Annotated in this window: 16 protein-coding genes; 7 read left to right on the forward strand and 9 right to left on the reverse strand. The window is 71.4% G+C overall.

Annotation, left to right across the window (positions count from 1 at the left end; translation table 11 throughout):
* Positions 1 to 69: 69 nt before the first annotated feature.
* Positions 70 to 1,104 (reverse strand): aspartate-semialdehyde dehydrogenase, encoded by a 1,035-nt coding sequence (locus tag FF100_RS09230; protein ID WP_139035341.1) that lies wholly within the window; start codon positions 1,102 to 1,104, stop codon positions 70 to 72.
* A 426-nt stretch (positions 1,105 to 1,530) separates the two neighbouring features.
* Here FF100_RS09230 and FF100_RS09235 point away from each other — a divergent pair, with 426 nt between their 5' ends.
* Together FF100_RS09235 and FF100_RS09240 are read left to right on the forward strand one after the other, a co-directional pair.
* Entirely contained in the window at positions 1,531 to 2,391 is an 861-nt protein-coding gene (locus FF100_RS09235; RefSeq protein ID WP_139035343.1) for a hypothetical protein, read from the forward strand.
* A gap of 115 nt (positions 2,392 to 2,506) precedes the next feature.
* A complete protein-coding gene (locus FF100_RS09240; RefSeq protein WP_139035345.1) occupies positions 2,507 to 2,920 on the forward strand; it encodes a hypothetical protein in 414 nt (137 codons plus the stop codon).
* A gap of 140 nt (positions 2,921 to 3,060) precedes the next feature.
* On the opposite strand, the gene FF100_RS09245 is transcribed toward FF100_RS09240, so the two are convergent.
* From FF100_RS09245 to FF100_RS09255, 3 genes are all read right to left on the reverse strand, one after another.
* Positions 3,061 to 3,639, reverse strand: a complete 579-nt coding sequence (locus FF100_RS09245) for an LOG family protein (RefSeq protein WP_139035347.1) — start codon at positions 3,637 to 3,639, stop codon at positions 3,061 to 3,063.
* Positions 3,640 to 3,897: 258 nt separating this feature from the next.
* On the reverse strand, positions 3,898 to 5,004 hold the full coding sequence (gene leuB, locus FF100_RS09250; protein WP_139035349.1) for a 3-isopropylmalate dehydrogenase: 1,107 nt from the start codon (positions 5,002 to 5,004) through the stop codon (positions 3,898 to 3,900).
* Positions 5,005 to 5,074: 70 nt separating this feature from the next.
* Positions 5,075 to 6,016: a polyprenyl synthetase family protein gene (locus FF100_RS09255; RefSeq protein WP_139035351.1), complete on the reverse strand. Its 942-nt coding sequence runs from the start codon at positions 6,014 to 6,016 to the stop codon at positions 5,075 to 5,077.
* A 134-nt stretch (positions 6,017 to 6,150) separates the two neighbouring features.
* Here FF100_RS09255 and mtgA point away from each other — a divergent pair, with 134 nt between their 5' ends.
* Both mtgA and FF100_RS09265 read left to right on the forward strand, forming a co-directional pair.
* Complete coding sequence (gene mtgA / locus FF100_RS09260; protein WP_425463297.1) at positions 6,151 to 6,870, forward strand: monofunctional biosynthetic peptidoglycan transglycosylase; 720 nt, start codon at positions 6,151 to 6,153, stop codon at positions 6,868 to 6,870.
* A gap of 131 nt (positions 6,871 to 7,001) precedes the next feature.
* Positions 7,002 to 7,343: a hypothetical protein gene (locus FF100_RS09265; RefSeq protein WP_139035353.1), complete on the forward strand. Its 342-nt coding sequence runs from the start codon at positions 7,002 to 7,004 to the stop codon at positions 7,341 to 7,343.
* An 86-nt stretch (positions 7,344 to 7,429) separates the two neighbouring features.
* On the opposite strand, the gene FF100_RS09270 is transcribed toward FF100_RS09265, so the two are convergent.
* Complete coding sequence (locus FF100_RS09270) at positions 7,430 to 8,671, reverse strand: argininosuccinate synthase (protein ID WP_139035355.1); 1,242 nt, start codon at positions 8,669 to 8,671, stop codon at positions 7,430 to 7,432.
* 186 nt (positions 8,672 to 8,857) lie between these two features.
* On the opposite strand from FF100_RS09270, the gene FF100_RS09275 reads away from it, so the two are divergent.
* The gene (locus FF100_RS09275) at positions 8,858 to 9,484 is read left to right on the forward strand and encodes a 2-hydroxychromene-2-carboxylate isomerase (protein ID WP_139035356.1); all 627 of its coding nucleotides are present in this window, start codon (positions 8,858 to 8,860) and stop codon (positions 9,482 to 9,484) included.
* A gap of 4 nt (positions 9,485 to 9,488) precedes the next feature.
* Here the strand turns inward: FF100_RS09275 and FF100_RS09280 are convergent, their stop codons facing one another.
* Both FF100_RS09280 and FF100_RS09285 read right to left on the reverse strand, forming a co-directional pair.
* A complete protein-coding gene (locus FF100_RS09280) occupies positions 9,489 to 9,929 on the reverse strand; it encodes a DUF421 domain-containing protein (protein ID WP_139035358.1) in 441 nt (146 codons plus the stop codon).
* Positions 9,930 to 10,451, reverse strand: coding sequence for a hypothetical protein (locus FF100_RS09285; RefSeq protein WP_139035360.1), 522 nt, complete (start codon positions 10,449 to 10,451; stop codon positions 9,930 to 9,932). It abuts the gene before it with no gap.
* 145 nt (positions 10,452 to 10,596) lie between these two features.
* On the opposite strand from FF100_RS09285, the gene FF100_RS09290 reads away from it, so the two are divergent.
* Together FF100_RS09290 and FF100_RS09295 are read left to right on the forward strand one after the other, a co-directional pair.
* Complete coding sequence (locus tag FF100_RS09290) at positions 10,597 to 11,775, forward strand: acyltransferase family protein (RefSeq protein WP_139035362.1); 1,179 nt, start codon at positions 10,597 to 10,599, stop codon at positions 11,773 to 11,775.
* A gap of 200 nt (positions 11,776 to 11,975) precedes the next feature.
* The gene (locus tag FF100_RS09295; RefSeq protein ID WP_139035364.1) at positions 11,976 to 12,521 is read left to right on the forward strand and encodes a DUF2087 domain-containing protein; all 546 of its coding nucleotides are present in this window, start codon (positions 11,976 to 11,978) and stop codon (positions 12,519 to 12,521) included.
* A gap of 59 nt (positions 12,522 to 12,580) precedes the next feature.
* On the opposite strand, the gene FF100_RS09300 is transcribed toward FF100_RS09295, so the two are convergent.
* Both FF100_RS09300 and FF100_RS09305 read right to left on the reverse strand, forming a co-directional pair.
* On the reverse strand, positions 12,581 to 13,948 hold the full coding sequence (locus FF100_RS09300; protein WP_205824815.1) for an MFS transporter: 1,368 nt from the start codon (positions 13,946 to 13,948) through the stop codon (positions 12,581 to 12,583).
* 155 nt (positions 13,949 to 14,103) lie between these two features.
* Positions 14,104 to 15,075 carry a PDR/VanB family oxidoreductase gene (locus FF100_RS09305; RefSeq protein WP_139035366.1) on the reverse strand — a complete coding sequence of 324 codons (972 nt, stop codon included), beginning with the start codon at positions 15,073 to 15,075 and terminating at the stop codon, positions 14,104 to 14,106.
* Between the last annotated feature and the right edge of the window lie 2 nt (positions 15,076 to 15,077).

Genomic DNA, 15,077 nt, shown 5'->3' on the forward strand with positions numbered 1-15,077 from the left:
CCTCCGAGGGAGGCGGGCCGTCCGATCGCATCGCGATCCTACGACATCGCGGCGGATGTCAAAGCCGCGTCAGGCGGCCTTCTGCTTCGGCTGGATCAGCTTGCGGTTGACCAGCACCTCGGCGATCTGGACCGTGTTGAGGGCCGCGCCCTTGCGCAGGTTGTCCGACACGCACCAGAACGACAGACCGTTCTCGACCGTGATGTCCTCACGGATGCGCGAGACGTAGGTGGCGTCCTCGCCCGCCGCCTCGTGCGGGGTGATGTAGCCGCCGGGCTCGCGCTTGTCGTCGACCAGGATGCCGGGCGCCGAGCGCAGGATCTGGGTCGCCTCCTCGGCCGAGAGCGGGCGCTCGAACTCGACGTTCACCGCCTCCGAGTGGCCGATGAACACCGGCACGCGCACGCAGGTCGCGGTCAGCTTGATCTTGGGGTCGAGCATCTTCTTCGTCTCGGCCACCATCTTCCACTCTTCCTTGGTGGAGCCGTCCTCCATGAAGACGTCGATGTGCGGGATGACGTTGAAGGCGATCCGCTTGGTGAACTTCTGCACCTTGACCTCGCCGGCGGTGAACACCGCGCGGGTCTGGTTGAACAGCTCGTCCATGGCGTCCTTGCCGGCGCCGGAGACCGACTGGTAGGTCGCCACGACGACGCGCTTGATGGTGGCGGCCTCGTGCAGCGGCTTCAGCGCCACGACGAGCTGCGCGGTCGAGCAGTTCGGGTTGGCGATGATGTTCTTCTTGGTGAAGCCCACGACCGCGTCGGCATTCACCTCCGGCACGATCAGCGGCACGTCCGAATCGTAGCGGAAGGCCGACGAGTTGTCGATGACGACGCAGCCCTGCTGGCCGATGCGGGGCGACCACTCCTTCGAGGTCTCGCCGCCGGCCGACATCAGGCAGATGTCGGTGTCGGAGAAGTCGTACTGGTCGAGGGCCTGGACCTTCAGCGTCTTGTCGCCGAAGGACACCTCCTGGCCGAGGCTGCGGCGGGAGGCGAGCGCCACCACGGTGTCGGCCGGGAAGGCGCGCTCGGCCAGGATGTCGAGCATCTCGCGGCCCACATTGCCGGTGGCTCCGACGACGGCAACCTTGTAACCCATCTCAATCGCTCCAGTTCGGAATGCTCCTCCCCGGACGATCTCAGGCGGGCTCTTGGAGCCCGGCCTCCGTCCGCCACGGACGGGGAGGGATCCGAGGACGACGTAAGGCTTCAGCCGGCGGCGGTAATCGCCGTCGTGGCTTTGCGTTTCGTCGTGGTCGACACAGGCCGCATGGCGCGGTCAGTCCTCGGAAAGGCGACACCCGAGATGGGGTGCGCGAGCGCGGGAAGCAACAGCCCGAACGCGCCCGCCTGTCAAGGGCCCGACTCTCGTGCCGGCGACAGATTTCGCGTGCCGTCACCTGTTAGGGTCTCGTTGACTCTGCGGCCGGCCGGCCGGGGACAAGTCGAGGCGGATCAACGAAATCGCTAAAATGCGAGGGGATCCTGGTTTCGCGACCATGCGCAACCGTGAAGGAGCGATCCCGTGCGGCAGAGGCCGGACTTCGACGACGCCGCCCTGGCGCGGGCGGCGCACGCCCTTTCGCAGGATCTCGGCCCGGTCGAGCCGCTGCTGCCGCGGCCGTTGCCCCGCGCGGTGCCGCGCCGGTCCCGGCTCCGGCCGGCGGTCGGGCGCACCCTCGCCGCCGCAGCGGTGATCGCATTGCTCAGCGTGCTGGCGAGCGAGCGGCGCCAGTCGGATCCGCCGCTCTCCGCGGAGGCCGCCTTCGTGCCGCGCTACGCCGCCCCCGCGGTGGCGCCTCCGGTCTGGAGCGACGCCGCGCCCGACCGCTATCGCCTCGGCGATGCGACCGGCCGTGCCCGGGCGCAGGCCGGGTTGCGTGAGGACACCCTGACCGCCGGCGCTTTCGGGGTGCACGAGGAACCGTTCCTGCGCCTTGTCGCCGTCGAGGCGGCGGAGCCGGACGGGGAGGGGAGCCTGTTCGTCACCCTGGCCCGCCGGGCCGCGGAGGCCGGCGGCCTCTCAGTGGCGCGCACCGGGGAGCACGGACGGCTGGCAACCCGGTTCGGGGCGCTCGATACCGTCGACGCGATGCTGGCCGACCCGGAGGGGCGGCGCGCCTGCACGGCGTTCCGGCTCACTGCGGCGTTGCGGCTCGAGGGCTGGCTATGCGCACCGCTGGGGCAGCTCCCCGAGCCGCGGGCGGTGGCCTGCACCGTCGAGCGGCTGGCCGCCCTGCCGGGGGCCCCGCTCTCTCCGGCGGTGGCCGCGATGCTGGCGGAGCCGCGGAGCACCACCTGCCCCCCGGAGGAGCCGGCCACCACCGCGGCTCTGCCGGCGCCCCGCAAGGCGGCCCGCAAGAATGCGGCGAGAGTGCGGCATTAGGGGCCAGCCTTACCGTCCGGGGGAACCTCGGCCGCGCTCGCACGTCTTTTTCCACAAAGGCGTCGTTTCTTAACGAGTGCGGCGCTACCCTGGCGATGTTCATCAAAGGTGCGTCATGCGCTTCCAGACTCTCGCCCTGACCGGGCTCCTTTCCCTCGCGACCCTGGGCGCCGGCACCGCTGCCTCGCAGGCACAGGACAGCTACGTCATCCGCAGCACCCGGGACGGCCAGGGCCTCGCGATCCGCGTGCGGCCGCGCAGCTGGCTCGATGCCGGCAACGTGGTCGAGGCCAATTCCGGCGCGACCGGCAACCCGGCCACCAACCCCCACTTCATCACCGCGTCCTACCTGAACTCGCCGCCCTACATCGCGAACCGCGAGCGCTTCGGCGGCGCCGGCATCCTGCCCGATCCGATCACCAACGGTCCGTTCATCGGCGCCCGCCGCAGCGCCGTCACCGTCGACCTGTCGGCGATTGACTACCTCGACCCGACCTCACCGCTGTCGCGGGCGCGCTACGGGTACTGAGTGGATTAGCAGCCGCTGGACGTGCGACGGGCCCCGAGAGGGGCCCGTTTTCGTTCGAGAGGTCTTCGGAGTGGTTCCCCTTTCCCGGATCTCCTCCCGCCATCGCTCCCGTCGTGCGGGAACGGGGGAGAGCCCGGAGACTACCGCTCCTCAGCCTTCACCCACTTGATCACCCGCGGCGGCTCGTAGGCCCGGATCCGCGCGACGAGGTCCGCCGGCTCGGTGCCGACGATCAGCATCGCCCGGTGCGGTTCGCGCACGAAGCCCTCGGCCACGACATTGTCGAGGAAGCCAAGCAGCCCGTCGAAGAAGCCGCCGGCATTGAGCACCGCGAGCGGCTTCCTGTGATAGCCGAGCTGGGCCCAGGTCCAGACCTCGAACATCTCCTCGAAGGTGCCGAGGCCCCCCGGCAGCGCCACGAATCCCTCGGCGAGGTCGGCCATCATCGCCTTGCGCTCGTGCATCGAGGCGACGACGCGCAGGTCGGTGAGGCCGCGATGCGCGGTCTCCTTCTCGACCAGGGCTTGCGGGATGATGCCGGTCACCCGGCCGCCGGCGGCGAGCACCCCGTCGGCGACCGCGCCCATCAGCCCGACCTTGCCGCCGCCATAGACCAGCTCGATCCCGCTTTCGGCGAAGTGGCGCCCGAGCGCGGTCGCCGCCTCGCGGTAGAGCGGGCGGGCGCCATCGCTGGAGCCGCAGAACACGCACAGGCGCATGGTATTTCTCCCGGCCTCTCAGCCTGTTCGATCGCAGGGGCAAACCCGAATTCGCCCCCGCCTCCACAGCGCTCGACGTCATGCCGGGGCTGGCCGCAGGCGAGGACACGGGATTCATGAAGTGGGCGATGCCGAGCGACGCGGACAGCGTTCCGCTTCATCCTCGACCGTCAGCGATCATGAATCCCGGGTTCCGCTGCGCGGCCCCGGGATGACGCGGAGGGTTTCACCTCCACCGAGCCCCCGTCAACCGGACCTTCAGCCCGCCTGCGCCTGCAGCTCGCGCACGATCGCATCGCCCATCTCGGTCGTGCCGACCGCGTTGGTGCCCGGCCCGGCGATGTCGCGGGTGCGGGTGCCGCTGGCGAGCGTGCGGGTGATGGCGCTCTCGAGCTGGTCGGCGGCCTCGAGGAGGCCGAAGGAGTAGCGCAAAGCCATCGCCAGCGAGCCGATCATGGCGATCGGGTTGGCGAGGTTCTGGCCGGCGATGTCGGGGGCCGAGCCGTGGACCGGCTCGTAGAGGGCGCGCCGGGTGCCGTTCTCGACCGCGCCGAGCGAGGCCGAGGGCAGCATCCCGAGCGAGCCGGTCAGCATCGCCGCCACGTCGGACAGGATGTCGCCGAACAGGTTGTCGGTGACCAGCACATCGTACTGCTTGGGGTTGCGCACCAGCTGCATCGCGCAATTGTCGGCCAGCACGTGCTCCAGGCCGACATCGGCATACTGCTCGGCGTGGAGCCGGGTCACGGTCTCCTTCCACAGCACGCCGGTCTTCATCACGTTGTGCTTCTCGGCCGAGGCGACCTTGTTGCGGCGCTTGCGGGCGAGGTCGAAGGCGACCGCTGCGATGCGCTCGATCTCGCCGGTGGTGTAGACCTGCGTGTCGACCGCGCGCTTCTGGCCGTCCTCCAGCGTCACGATCTCCTTCGGCTCGCCGAAATAGACGCCGCCGGTCAGCTCGCGCACGATGACGATGTCGAGGCCCTCGACCAGCTCGCGCTTGAGGGCCGAGGCCTCGGCGAGCGCCGGGTAGCAGATCGCCGGGCGCAGGTTGGCGAACAGGCCGAGATCCTTGCGCAGGCGCAGGAGGCCCGCCTCGGGGCGCTTGGCGTAACCGACGCCGGCCCATTTCGGCCCGCCGACGGCGCCGAACAGCACCGCGTCGGCGGCCTTGGCCCGGTCCATCGCGGCTTCCGACAGCGGCACGCCGTGGGCGTCGATCGCCGCGCCGCCGACGAGGTCGGTCTCGGTCTCGAACTGCGCGATGCCGGCGCGGGTGAACCAGGCCAGAACCTTGGAGACTTCCGCCGCCACCTCGGGGCCGATGCCGTCACCGGGCAGGAGCAGGATCTTGTGCGTGGCCATGGCGTGACCTTCTGAAAGAGGGGAGGGGAGGGGAGGGGGCGGGGGCGGCCCCCCGCCGGGATCCGGGTCGTTACGACTTGCGCGCGACGGTGAAGCGGGCGGCCTCGCACAGGGTCGCGGCAGCCGCGCCCCAGGGCTTGAGGGCGGTCTCGCACTCGGCCACCAGGCGCTCGCACTCGGCACGCGCCCCGTCGAGGCCGAGGCGGTCGACCAAGGTCGCCTTGCCGGCGTCCTTGTCCTTGCCGGTGCGCTTGCCCATCGCCTCCGAGGAGGCCTCGCGGTCGAGGATGTCGTCGGCGACCTGGAACGCTTGGCCGAGCGCGCGGCCGTAAGCGAGGAGGGCGCGGCGCTCCTCGGGCGAGGCGCCGCCGACCAGCGCGCCGGCATCGACCGAGAAGGCCAGGATCGCGCCGGTCTTCATCGCCTGGAGCTGGAGCGTCGCGTCGACGTCGAGATTGGCCGGTCCGAAGCGCCCCTCGGCCCCGAGATCGAGGAGCTGGCCGCCGACCATGCCGCCGAGGCCGGAGGCCCGGGCGAGGCCGAGCACCAGCTCGGAGCGGATCAGCGGATCGGCCTGCCAGGCCGGATCGGCGACGATCTCGAAGGCGAGGGTCTGGAGGGCGTCGCCGACCAGGATCGCGGTCGCCTCGTCGTACTTCTTGTGCACCGTCGGCTGGCCGCGGCGCAGGTCGTCGTCGTCCATCGCCGGCAGGTCGTCGTGGACGAGCGAGTAGCAATGGACCAGCTCGACGCCGGCGCCCGCGGCCATCGCACCCTCGAACGGGCCGCCGAGCATCCGGGCGGTCTCGATGGCGAGGAACGGGCGCAGGCGCTTGCCGCCGTTGAGCACGGCGTGGCGCATCGCCTCCATCAGCCGGGGCGGCCGGGCGATCTCGCCCGGCTGCACCGCGTCGCCGAGGCGCTCGGCGAGGAAGCCTTCGACGCTCTTCGCCACGGCCGAGAGCCGCGCCGTGAAATCGCCTGCCTGCGGGTATCCTGTGGTGCCGGCCATCGTATTTTCCTGGGGACGGCCCGGCGTCGTGTCCTGCGGGGCCCGCGTTGACGTCATGGTAGCCTCGCAGACGGGCACGCCGAGAGGAGGGTCGGATTCAGGAGCCGCGGGTCACGGCGGACAGCCGGGGAGGCGTGCCGCAGCCGCTGCGGGGCTTGGTCCCGGCGGGGGCGCCACCGGACCGGGCCCGGGGGCGGCGGCTGTTGCGCGCCGTGCTCCTGGTGCCCGTGACCGTCGTCGCCCTCGTCCTGGTCCTGGCGCTCGTCTATCGCGCGCTGACCCCGCCCTCAACCCTGATGCTCGGCCGCTGGGCCACGCTCCAGCCGGTGACCCGCGAGGTGGTGCCGCTGGAGGCGATCGCCCCGGCCCTGGTTCAGGGCGTCGTCGCCTCCGAGGATCAGCGCTTCTGCCTGCATGGCGGGGTCGACTGGGACGCCCTGTGGAGCGTCGTCGACGACGAGGACGGCCCGAGCCGCGGCGCCTCGACGGTGACGATGCAGACGGTGAAGAACGTCTTCCTGTGGCCGGGCCGCTCCTACCTGCGCAAGGCGCTCGAGATCCCGCTGGCGCTGCTGGCCGATCTGGTCTGGGGCAAGCGCCGGACGATGGAGATCTACCTCAACGTCGCCGAATGGGGCGAGGGGATCTTCGGGGCCGAGGCCGCCGCCCGGCACTGGTTCGGCAAGTCGGCCCGCGACCTCACCCGGGGCGAGGCGGCGCTGCTCGTCGCCGCCCTGCCGAACCCGATCCTGCGCAACCCGCGCCGGCCGAGCCGGGCCCTGCGGGCGCTCGCCGGGCGGATCCAGGGGCGGACGGCCGGGATCGGCGGATTGAGCCAGTGCGTGCGGCCGTAAGCCGGCGAACGTTTCGCGCCCCCGCGACTTTCCCTTGAGGCCGTCCGGAACGGGGCTGGCGCGGCGGCCTTTCCCCCCGTAACACCGGCCCCGCCCGCCCTTCGTGGCGTGGCCCTTACAAGGGAAGCACGATGTTCACTCTCGAGATCGACGGCACGCCCGTCGCCATCATCCGGTCGAACGAGGAGCGGGCCCGGGAGCTTCTCGAGGTCGAGGGCTTCAAGGACGACCTGCGCACCATGAAGAGCGACGGCCGCCCGCTGTGGACGGGCAAGGTCGAGTCGCTGAAGCTGCGCCCCGCCACCGAGGACGAGGTCGAGACCTTCGAGGACTCGATGGACGAGGAGGATTTCGAGGACGAGGACGAGCCCAAGGCCGCCAATGACAGCCAGGGCGAGACCGACGACGAGGACGAGGAGGACGACGTCGACATCCTGTTCCTGGTCGACATCGACGACGAGGACGAGGAGTAGGACGAAGGTCCGCGGCCGGCGTCGCGCCGGCCGCATCGTCGGCTCACGAGGCCCGCTCCGTCGCCGGAGCGGGCCTTTTTCTTGGGTTACGCGCCCAGCTTGCGCTTGCGCTGGCCCAGCGTGCGCAGGCGCAGGGCGTTGAGCTTGATGAAGCCCGCCGCGTCGCGGTGGTCGTAGGCGACGGCGCCTTCCTCGAAGGTGACGAGGTCCTGGTCGTAGAGCGAGTTCGGGCTCTCGCGGCCGATGACGTGGACGCCGCCCTTGTAGAGCTTCAGCCGCACCGTGCCGGTGACCATCTCCTGGCTCTTGTCGATCAGCGCCTGGAGCATCTCGCGCTCCGGCGAGAACCAGAAGCCGTTATAGATCAGCTCGGCGTAGCGCGGCATCAGCTCGTCCTTGAGATGGGCCGCGCCGCGGTCGAGGGTGATCGACTCGATCGCCCGGTGGGCCGGCAGCAGGATGGTGCCGCCGGGGGTCTCGTACATGCCGCGGCTCTTCATGCCGACGAAGCGGTTCTCGACGAGGTCGAGGCGGCCGATGCCGTTGGCGCGGCCCAGCTCGTTGAGCTTGGCGAGCAGGGTGGCCGGGGACAGCGCCTCGCCGTCGATCGAGACCGCGTCGCCGCGCTCGAAGCCGATGGTGATGACGGTCGGCGTGTCGGGCGCCTCCTCGGGCGACAGGGTGCGCGAGTAGACGTAGTCCGGCACCACCTCGGCCGGATCCTCCAGCACCTTACCCTCGGAGGAGGCGTGCAGGAGGTTGGCGTCGACCGAGAACGGCGCGTCGCCGCGCTTGTCCTTGGCGATCGGGATCTGGTGGGCCTCGGCGAAGGCGATCAGCGACTCGCGGGAGCGGAAATCCCACTCGCGCCAGGGGGCGATCACCGTCACGTCGGGCTTCAGCGCGTAGTAGCCGAGCTCGAACCGGACCTGGTCGTTGCCCTTCCCGGTGGCGCCGTGGGACACCGCATCGGCCCCGACGCGCTCGGCGATCTCGATCTGCTTCTTGGCGATCAGCGGACGGGCGATCGACGTGCCGAGCAGATAGATGCCCTCGTACTGGGCGTTGGCCCGGAACATCGGGAAGACGTAGTCGCGGACGAATTCCTCGCGCAGGTCCTCGATGAAGATGTTCTCGGGCTTGATGCCGAGCAGCTCCGCCTTGCGGCGGGCCGGCTCCAGCTCCTCGCCCTGGCCGAGATCGGCGGTGAACGTCACCACCTCGCAGCCATAGGTGGTCTGGAGCCACTTGAGGATGATCGAGGTGTCGAGGCCGCCCGAGTAGGCGAGCACGACCTTCTTCACGCGCTTCTGGGGCTGGTCGGACATGCGGGGCGAGCCTCGGATCGATGCAGAACGGATGAACCGGCGCGGGCTTACCAGCCCGCCTGGGCCACGTGCAACCGCGCTGCCGAAGTTCCCTCGACGGCCCGTGGCGAAGCGACGCCCGCGGCGACGCTTGTGGGCGGGGCGCGCGGACGCGAAGGTGCGCGATCAGTCCAACGGAGGGGTGCGATGCCGCGCCGGCCCACGCTCGAATTCTGGTTCGAGTTCGCATCCACCTATTCCTATCTCGCCGCGACGCGGATCGAGGCCCTGGCGGAGGCCGCCGGGGTGTCCTTGCGCTGGCGCCCGTTCCTGCTCGGCCCGGTCTTCGCCGCGCAAGGCTGGACCTCGTCGCCGTTCAACCTCTACCCGGCCAAGGGCCGCCACATGTGGCGGGACCTCGCCCGCGAGGCCGCGCATCTCGGCCTGCCGCCCCTGGTGCGGCCCGAGAGCTTCCCCCAGAACAGCCTGGCGGCGACCCGGGTCGCCGTGCACGGTGCCGAGGAGCCGTGGATCGGCGCCTATGTCCGGGCGGTCTACGCGGCCGAGTTCGCGCAAGGCGCCTCGATCGCCGAGCCCGCGGCGATCTCCGCCCTCCTCAACGGCCTCGACCTCGACGGTCCGGCCCTGATCCGCGCCTCGACCCAGGAAGCGGTGAAGAGCCGCCTGCGCTCGATCGGCGAGGAGGCGAAGTCCCGCGGCCTGTTCGGCGCCCCGAGCTTCCTGACCGAGGACGGCGAATTGTTCTGGGGCAACGACCGGCTGGAGCAGGCGCTCGCCTGGGCGGTGGGGGAGCGGCCGGCGGGGTTGCGCTGAAGCCCTATTTCTTCTCCAGGATCGACACGGTGCCGTCGCGCTCGACGATGGCCGCGGCGACCTGGTCGAGGTCGTCGAGCTTCTCCTGGCGGGCGGCGGTGCGGATGTCGGCCTGCTGCATGCGCAGGCGGCGCATCGCGGTCTCGTTCCAGCGGCCGTCGCGAAACACCACGATCGGCGTGCCGTCGACGATGCGCTCGAACCAGACGAAGCGCAGCTTCAGCCACGACACCGCGACGTGCATCAGGCCGACGGTGAACAGGGCGCTCATCGCGCCGACGAAGGAGCGGTCGTCGCCCAGCACGGCGCTGACCGAGAGGCCGCCGAACAGGAACAGCACCACCATGTCGATCGGCGCCTGCTGGCTCGCGGTACGGCGCCCGATCAGCCGGATGACGAACAGCACGATGATGTAGGCCGCCGCGGCCTTGAGGACGGTGTTCATCTACGGCACCGCGAATTGCGACCAGGACAGGGTCTCGCCCTCGTCGAGGCGAGCGGTGAGATTGACGCCGCCACGGAAGCTCGGCGAGCCGGTAAAGCGGATCACCGCGTGCGTCTCGCCCTTGAGCACCGGGAAGACGAGGCGGATGTTGCTCCCCGCCACCTGCCAGGTCTGCGGCCGCGGCGTGATGCTCTCGAGGCCGAACAGGTCGACCAGCTCCTTGGCGATCGTCACCGCGACCTGATCGCCGCCCGGCGGCACCCTGGTGTCGAGGCGCACGATGGTCGGCGCGCCGAAGCGCGTCACCGGCTCGTAGTGGATGACGATCGACCCGTCGCTGTTGGCGCGGGTATGCTCGCTGAACGGACCCCGCCCGAGGAGCCCGAGGGCGCAGACGACCACGAAGGCCAGCATCAGCCCGCGCCCGATCATCTCGGCCCGGCGCCAGCGATCCTCGAAGGCGGGATAGAAACCGGCCGCGATCTCCTCGCGCATCGGCGGATCGTCGTGGATGATCTTCACGGGACTCCCTCGTCGCGGGAGGCCCGCCGCAGGGTTCCGCAGAGGACGACATAGCGCCGCGACATCGGAAGGCGATGCCCGCGCGGCCGCTGGAACCCGGCCGGGGCCGCGCCTACAAGGGAACGCTGCGTCAGCCGGTCCCGCGATGGTGCAAGACCCTCACCGATCCTCCCCGGCCGCGGCGGCCGGGCGCCTCGTCGCCCTCGACCGGATGCGGGGATTCGTCGTCGGCCTCGTCGTCCTGCATCATGCGGTGCTGGCCTATTGCACCTTCGGGCATATCGACCGGGTCCATTACCCCCTGTCGACGGCGCCGATCGTCGATGTGCGGCGCTGGATCGGGTTCGATCTCGCGGTGCTGCTCAATGACGGCTTCTTCATGCCGCTGCTGTTCGGGCTCTCGGGGCTGTTCGTCCGGGACGGCCTCGTGCGCAAGGGGGCGGGCGCTTATCTGAGGGCGCGGTTCGGCCGCCTCCTCGTGCCTTTCGTCGTCGCCGAGCTGACGCTCGTGCCGCTCGCCTACTATCCCTCTTTCCTCCAAGCCGGCGGCGCACCGGGTTTCGCGGCCTTCTGGCTCGCCACGGTCACCACCGGGCCGTGGCCGAGCGGGCCGCCCTGGTTCATCGGCGTCCTGCTGCTGTTCGATGCCGCCGCCGCGCTGATGCTCGTGCTCGCGCCGCGCGGGTGGCCGGCCCCACCCGGGGAGACGCCGCGCCCGGGCCGGGGCTTCGTCGGGCTCCTCGCCGTCACCTCCCTGGTCTTCCTGCCGCTGCTCCTCGCGGTCGGCCCGAGCCGCTGGTTCGCGGTGGGACCGCTCGCGATCCAGGGCAGTCGCGTCGGCCTCTACGCAGCCTATTTCGCCGCCGGGGCCTGGCTCGGCCGGGGCGGCAGGCCGATGGTCGCCGGGTTCGGGCGGGCGCTCGCCCGCCGCTGCGGGCTCTGGGTCGCGCTCGCGGTGGCGGCCGGGATGGCTTTCGTCGCGGCGCACCGGCTCGGCGCGGCGCTCCACATGCCGGCCCGGTCGGCGCTCGCCCTCGTCGGCGCGGCGCAGGCCGTCTTCTGCGCCGCCGCCTGCTTCGCGCTGCCGGCCCTGTTCCTGCGCGCGGCGGAGGGCCGTCGCCCGGCCTGGGACAGCCTCGCGGCGAACAGCTTCGCGATCTACCTGCTGCACTATCCCGTCGTGACCTGGACGCAGTTCGGGTTGCTCGGGTGGAAGGCCGGGGCCGTCGCGAAGGGCCTTGCCACTTTTGCCGTCGCGCTCGGCGCGAGCTGGGCCGGCGCCGCGCTGCTGCGGCGGTGGCCCGTGGTCGGACGGTGGCTGTGAGGAAGGGCCGGGACGCATTCCGCTTGCGGCCGGCACGAAACCGGCTAGGTTCTCGCGTGGGTCGGCAGTCACCCAGGCGTCACCGCCCCGCGAGGGGAGCTAAACCTGTCCATTCCCCTTCGGCATCGCTCATTCCCGTGCCGCGTCGAAAGCCGGTGGCCCTCGACACCTGATTGAAGGTCGGCACACGGAGAATGACCGTGCCGAGAGACCCGATTCCCTTCACGACCGGCGACGTGTCGGCCCTCGCCAAGTCCCTGCGCGCCCAATGGACGGCGCGGGCGACACAGAGCCAGGTGCCCAGCCACGTCGAGATGCTGAACATGCTGGCCCGCGCCGCCGGCCACCGCAACTTCCAGCAGTTCCGCGCCCGAGGCGACCATCGCCCGCCGGAGGACCGGCCCGAGCCCGCCGAGGCCGATCCTGCCGCCGTAATGCGCGCCGCCCGCCACTTCGATCCGCAGGGGCGGTTGCAGCGCTGGCCGGCCCAAAGGTCGATCCAGGATCTCTGCCTCTGGGGGCTGTGGGCGAGGATCCCGGCGGGGCGCGCGTTCGACGAGCGGCAGATCAGCGACGTGCTGACCGCGCTCCATCGGTTCGGCGATCCCGCCATCCTTCGGCGCACCCTGTGCCATATCGGGCTGATGACCCGGAGCCTCGACGGGCGGGACTATCGCCGGATCGAGCGGGCGCCGTCGCCCGAGGGCGCGGCGTTGATCCGCCACCTGCGCCGGACCGGGCACTGACCGAAAAGCCCGGCCGCGACGGCCGGTGCGGGCCGTCGCGGCCGATCGGCGCCGGGGCTTCAGCCCCGCACCGGTGACACCGCGCCCGGCACCGTCCGCGCGGTCTCCGCCGGCTCGCCGGCCGCGACCCAGCGCAGGCACAGGACGGCGGCGAGCATCGGCAGTGCCAATGCCAGGCAGTAATCCGGCCGCTCCCAGCCCGCCGCCATCAGCATCCCGGCGAGCGACGGCCCGGCGACGGCGCCGAGGCGGCCGACGCTCATGGCGAGCCCGGTGCCGGTGGTCCGCACCGGGGCCGGGAAGATCGGCGGCACCACCGCGTACATCGCGTTGATCGAGCCGTAGAGGCAGAAGCCGATGGCGAGCGTGGCGGCCAGGAGCGCGGCCGGCGTCGCCGGCACGTGGCCGAACACCGTGGCGGCGAGGAACAGCCCGACCATGAAGGCGGCGGCGAGCCGGCGCGTCCCGGCCCGGCGGGCAAAGAACCCGAACAGCAGGCAGCCGGCCGCACCGCCGAGATTCATCAGCATCGCCCCCGAGATGCCGCCGCTGACGCTGAGGCCCAGTTCCGTCAGCACCTTCGGGGTCCAGCTCAGGAAGAAGTAGCAGGTCGTCATCACGCAGAAATACGCCGCGCAGGCCGCGAGCGTGCGGGTGCGATAGGGCGGGCGGGCGACGGCCGCGAGGCTGGCGCCGGCCTCGGCCTCGGCGCGCGAGGGCGCCGGCAGGGCGGCCAGCGCCGGGCGGTTCAGGCGGGCGAGCACCCGGTTGACCTTGGCGAGCGCCCCGGCGGGCCGGCGGGCGATGAGGTAGTCGAGCGATTCCGGCAGGAAGGCCAGCACCGCCGGCACCAGGGCCAAAGCCACGAGGCCGCCGAAGACGTAGACCGAGCGCCAGCCATAGGCCGCGATGAGGGTGACCGAGAACGCGCCCCCGAGGGTCGCACCGAGGGGATAGCCGAGCGACATCAGCGAGATCGACAGGTTGCGCCAGCGGTCGGTGGCGTATTCCGCCACCACGATGTTGACGGTGGCGAGCCCGCCGCCGATGCCGAGTCCGGTGAACAGCCGCACCAGGGCGAGCTCGGTCAGGGTGCTCACCGCGGCGGCCGCCAGCATCCCCAGGCACAGGATGGCGAGGCACAGGAGCAGCGTGGTGCGCCGGCCGAAGCGGTCGCTCAGCGGTGCGATCAGAAGGGCGCCGAGGCCCATCCCGGCGAGGCCGGCGCTGAACAGCAGGCCGAGATCGGTCGGCTTGAGGGCAAAGTCCTTGGCGATCGAGGCGGCCGTGAAGGCGACCACCAGCACGTCGAATCCGTCCAGCGCGCAGATCAGCACGCAGACCGCCACGGCGGCGACCTGGAACGGGGTCATGGCGCCCCCGCGGATGGCGGCGCGGGGGTCGGAAGTATCCTGTGCGATGGACATGTGTCCTCCCGTCGATGTCATCGTTGTTTTTGGTTCAACAGGCGATCCCGCCACCCTCCGCGTCATCCCGGGCTCCTGCCTGTGGCGAGCCCCGGGATGACGTTGGCGCTTGATGAGGAGCGTCGGTTCGACGGGCTCGGCCGAACCGCGTCGCCTCACCCCGCCCGGTCCGCCGTATCGATCGTGATCCCGCCGCCCACCACCCGCGACACGCAGGTGCAGAGCTGGGCGTTCGCCGCCTTCTGGGCCTCGCTGAAGAACACGTCGCGGTGATCGACCGTGCCGTCGGTTTCCAGGATCTTCACCGTGCACAGGCCGCACTCGCCGCGCCGGCAATCGTGGATCATCCCGACGCCGGCCGCCTCCAGCGCCTCCAGCATGGTCTGGTGGCGCGGGACGACGATCTCCCGGGACAGCCGCGGGATGCGCACGGTGAACGCCTCGGTGGCGTGGCGGCCGCCGGTGCCGAAGGTCTCGAAGCGCAAGGCCTGCACCGGCCGGCCGGAGGCCGACCAGGCCCGGCGGGCCGCCTCCATCATCCGGTAGGGCCCGCAGACATACGCCTCGCCGCCGGGGGCGAGGTCCGCGATCGCCGCGTCGAGATCGATCCGCCCGCCCTCGTCATCGGTGACGGTCTCGAGCCGGTCGCCGATCCGCGCCTTCAGGCCATCGGCGAGCGCCAGGTCCTGCCGGGTCCGCGCCGCGTAGAGCAGGCGGAACCGGGCACCGGACCGATGCAGGGCCAGCGCCATGGCGTGGAGCGGCGTGATGCCGATGCCGCCGGCGACGAGCAGGTAGCCGGGGCGGCCGAGGGTGAGGCCGAAATGGTTGCGCGGGCCGGAGATGCTGAGGCGTGCGCCGGGCTCCAGCCCGTGCATGTAGGCCGAGCCGCCGCGGCTGTCGGGCAGCCGCTTCACGGCGATGCGATAGAGCCCGTCGGCGCCGGAATCGATGAGCGAGTAGGAGCGGGTATCCGGCCGCTCGCCGATCATCACCGCCACCCCGAGATGGCTGCCGGGTGCGGCGAGCGCCCCGGGGGATTCCGGCTCGATCTCCAGCAGGCGGATGTCGGGCGTCAGCGCCCAGGCGGCGCGCAGGCGCGCGGGGAGCCAGTCGGTCGGAGCCATGG

The sequence above is a fragment of the Methylobacterium terricola genome, assembly GCF_006151805.1.
Classification (GTDB): Bacteria; Pseudomonadota; Alphaproteobacteria; order Rhizobiales; family Beijerinckiaceae; genus Methylobacterium; species Methylobacterium terricola.

Excerpts from the sequence above, each read along its gene's own strand:
- FF100_RS09230 (WP_139035341.1), bottom strand. The coding sequence starts at position 1,104 with ATGGGTTACAAGGTTGCCGTCGTCGGAGCCACCGGCAATGTGGGCCGC.
- FF100_RS09240 (WP_139035345.1), top strand. The coding sequence starts at position 2,507 with ATGCGCTTCCAGACTCTCGCCCTGACCGGGCTCCTTTCCCTCGCGACC.
- FF100_RS09245 (WP_139035347.1), bottom strand. The coding sequence starts at position 3,639 with ATGCGCCTGTGCGTGTTCTGCGGCTCCAGCGATGGCGCCCGCCCGCTC.
- leuB (WP_139035349.1), bottom strand. The coding sequence starts at position 5,004 with ATGGCCACGCACAAGATCCTGCTCCTGCCCGGTGACGGCATCGGCCCC.
- FF100_RS09255 (WP_139035351.1), bottom strand. The coding sequence starts at position 6,016 with ATGGCCGGCACCACAGGATACCCGCAGGCAGGCGATTTCACGGCGCGG.
- FF100_RS09265 (WP_139035353.1), top strand. The coding sequence starts at position 7,002 with ATGTTCACTCTCGAGATCGACGGCACGCCCGTCGCCATCATCCGGTCG.
- FF100_RS09270 (WP_139035355.1), bottom strand. The coding sequence starts at position 8,671 with ATGTCCGACCAGCCCCAGAAGCGCGTGAAGAAGGTCGTGCTCGCCTAC.
- FF100_RS09275 (WP_139035356.1), top strand. The coding sequence starts at position 8,858 with ATGCCGCGCCGGCCCACGCTCGAATTCTGGTTCGAGTTCGCATCCACC.
- FF100_RS09280 (WP_139035358.1), bottom strand. The coding sequence starts at position 9,929 with ATGAACACCGTCCTCAAGGCCGCGGCGGCCTACATCATCGTGCTGTTC.
- FF100_RS09290 (WP_139035362.1), top strand. The coding sequence starts at position 10,597 with ATGGTGCAAGACCCTCACCGATCCTCCCCGGCCGCGGCGGCCGGGCGC.
- FF100_RS09300 (WP_205824815.1), bottom strand. The coding sequence starts at position 13,948 with ATGTCCATCGCACAGGATACTTCCGACCCCCGCGCCGCCATCCGCGGG.
- FF100_RS09305 (WP_139035366.1), bottom strand. The coding sequence starts at position 15,075 with ATGGCTCCGACCGACTGGCTCCCCGCGCGCCTGCGCGCCGCCTGGGCG.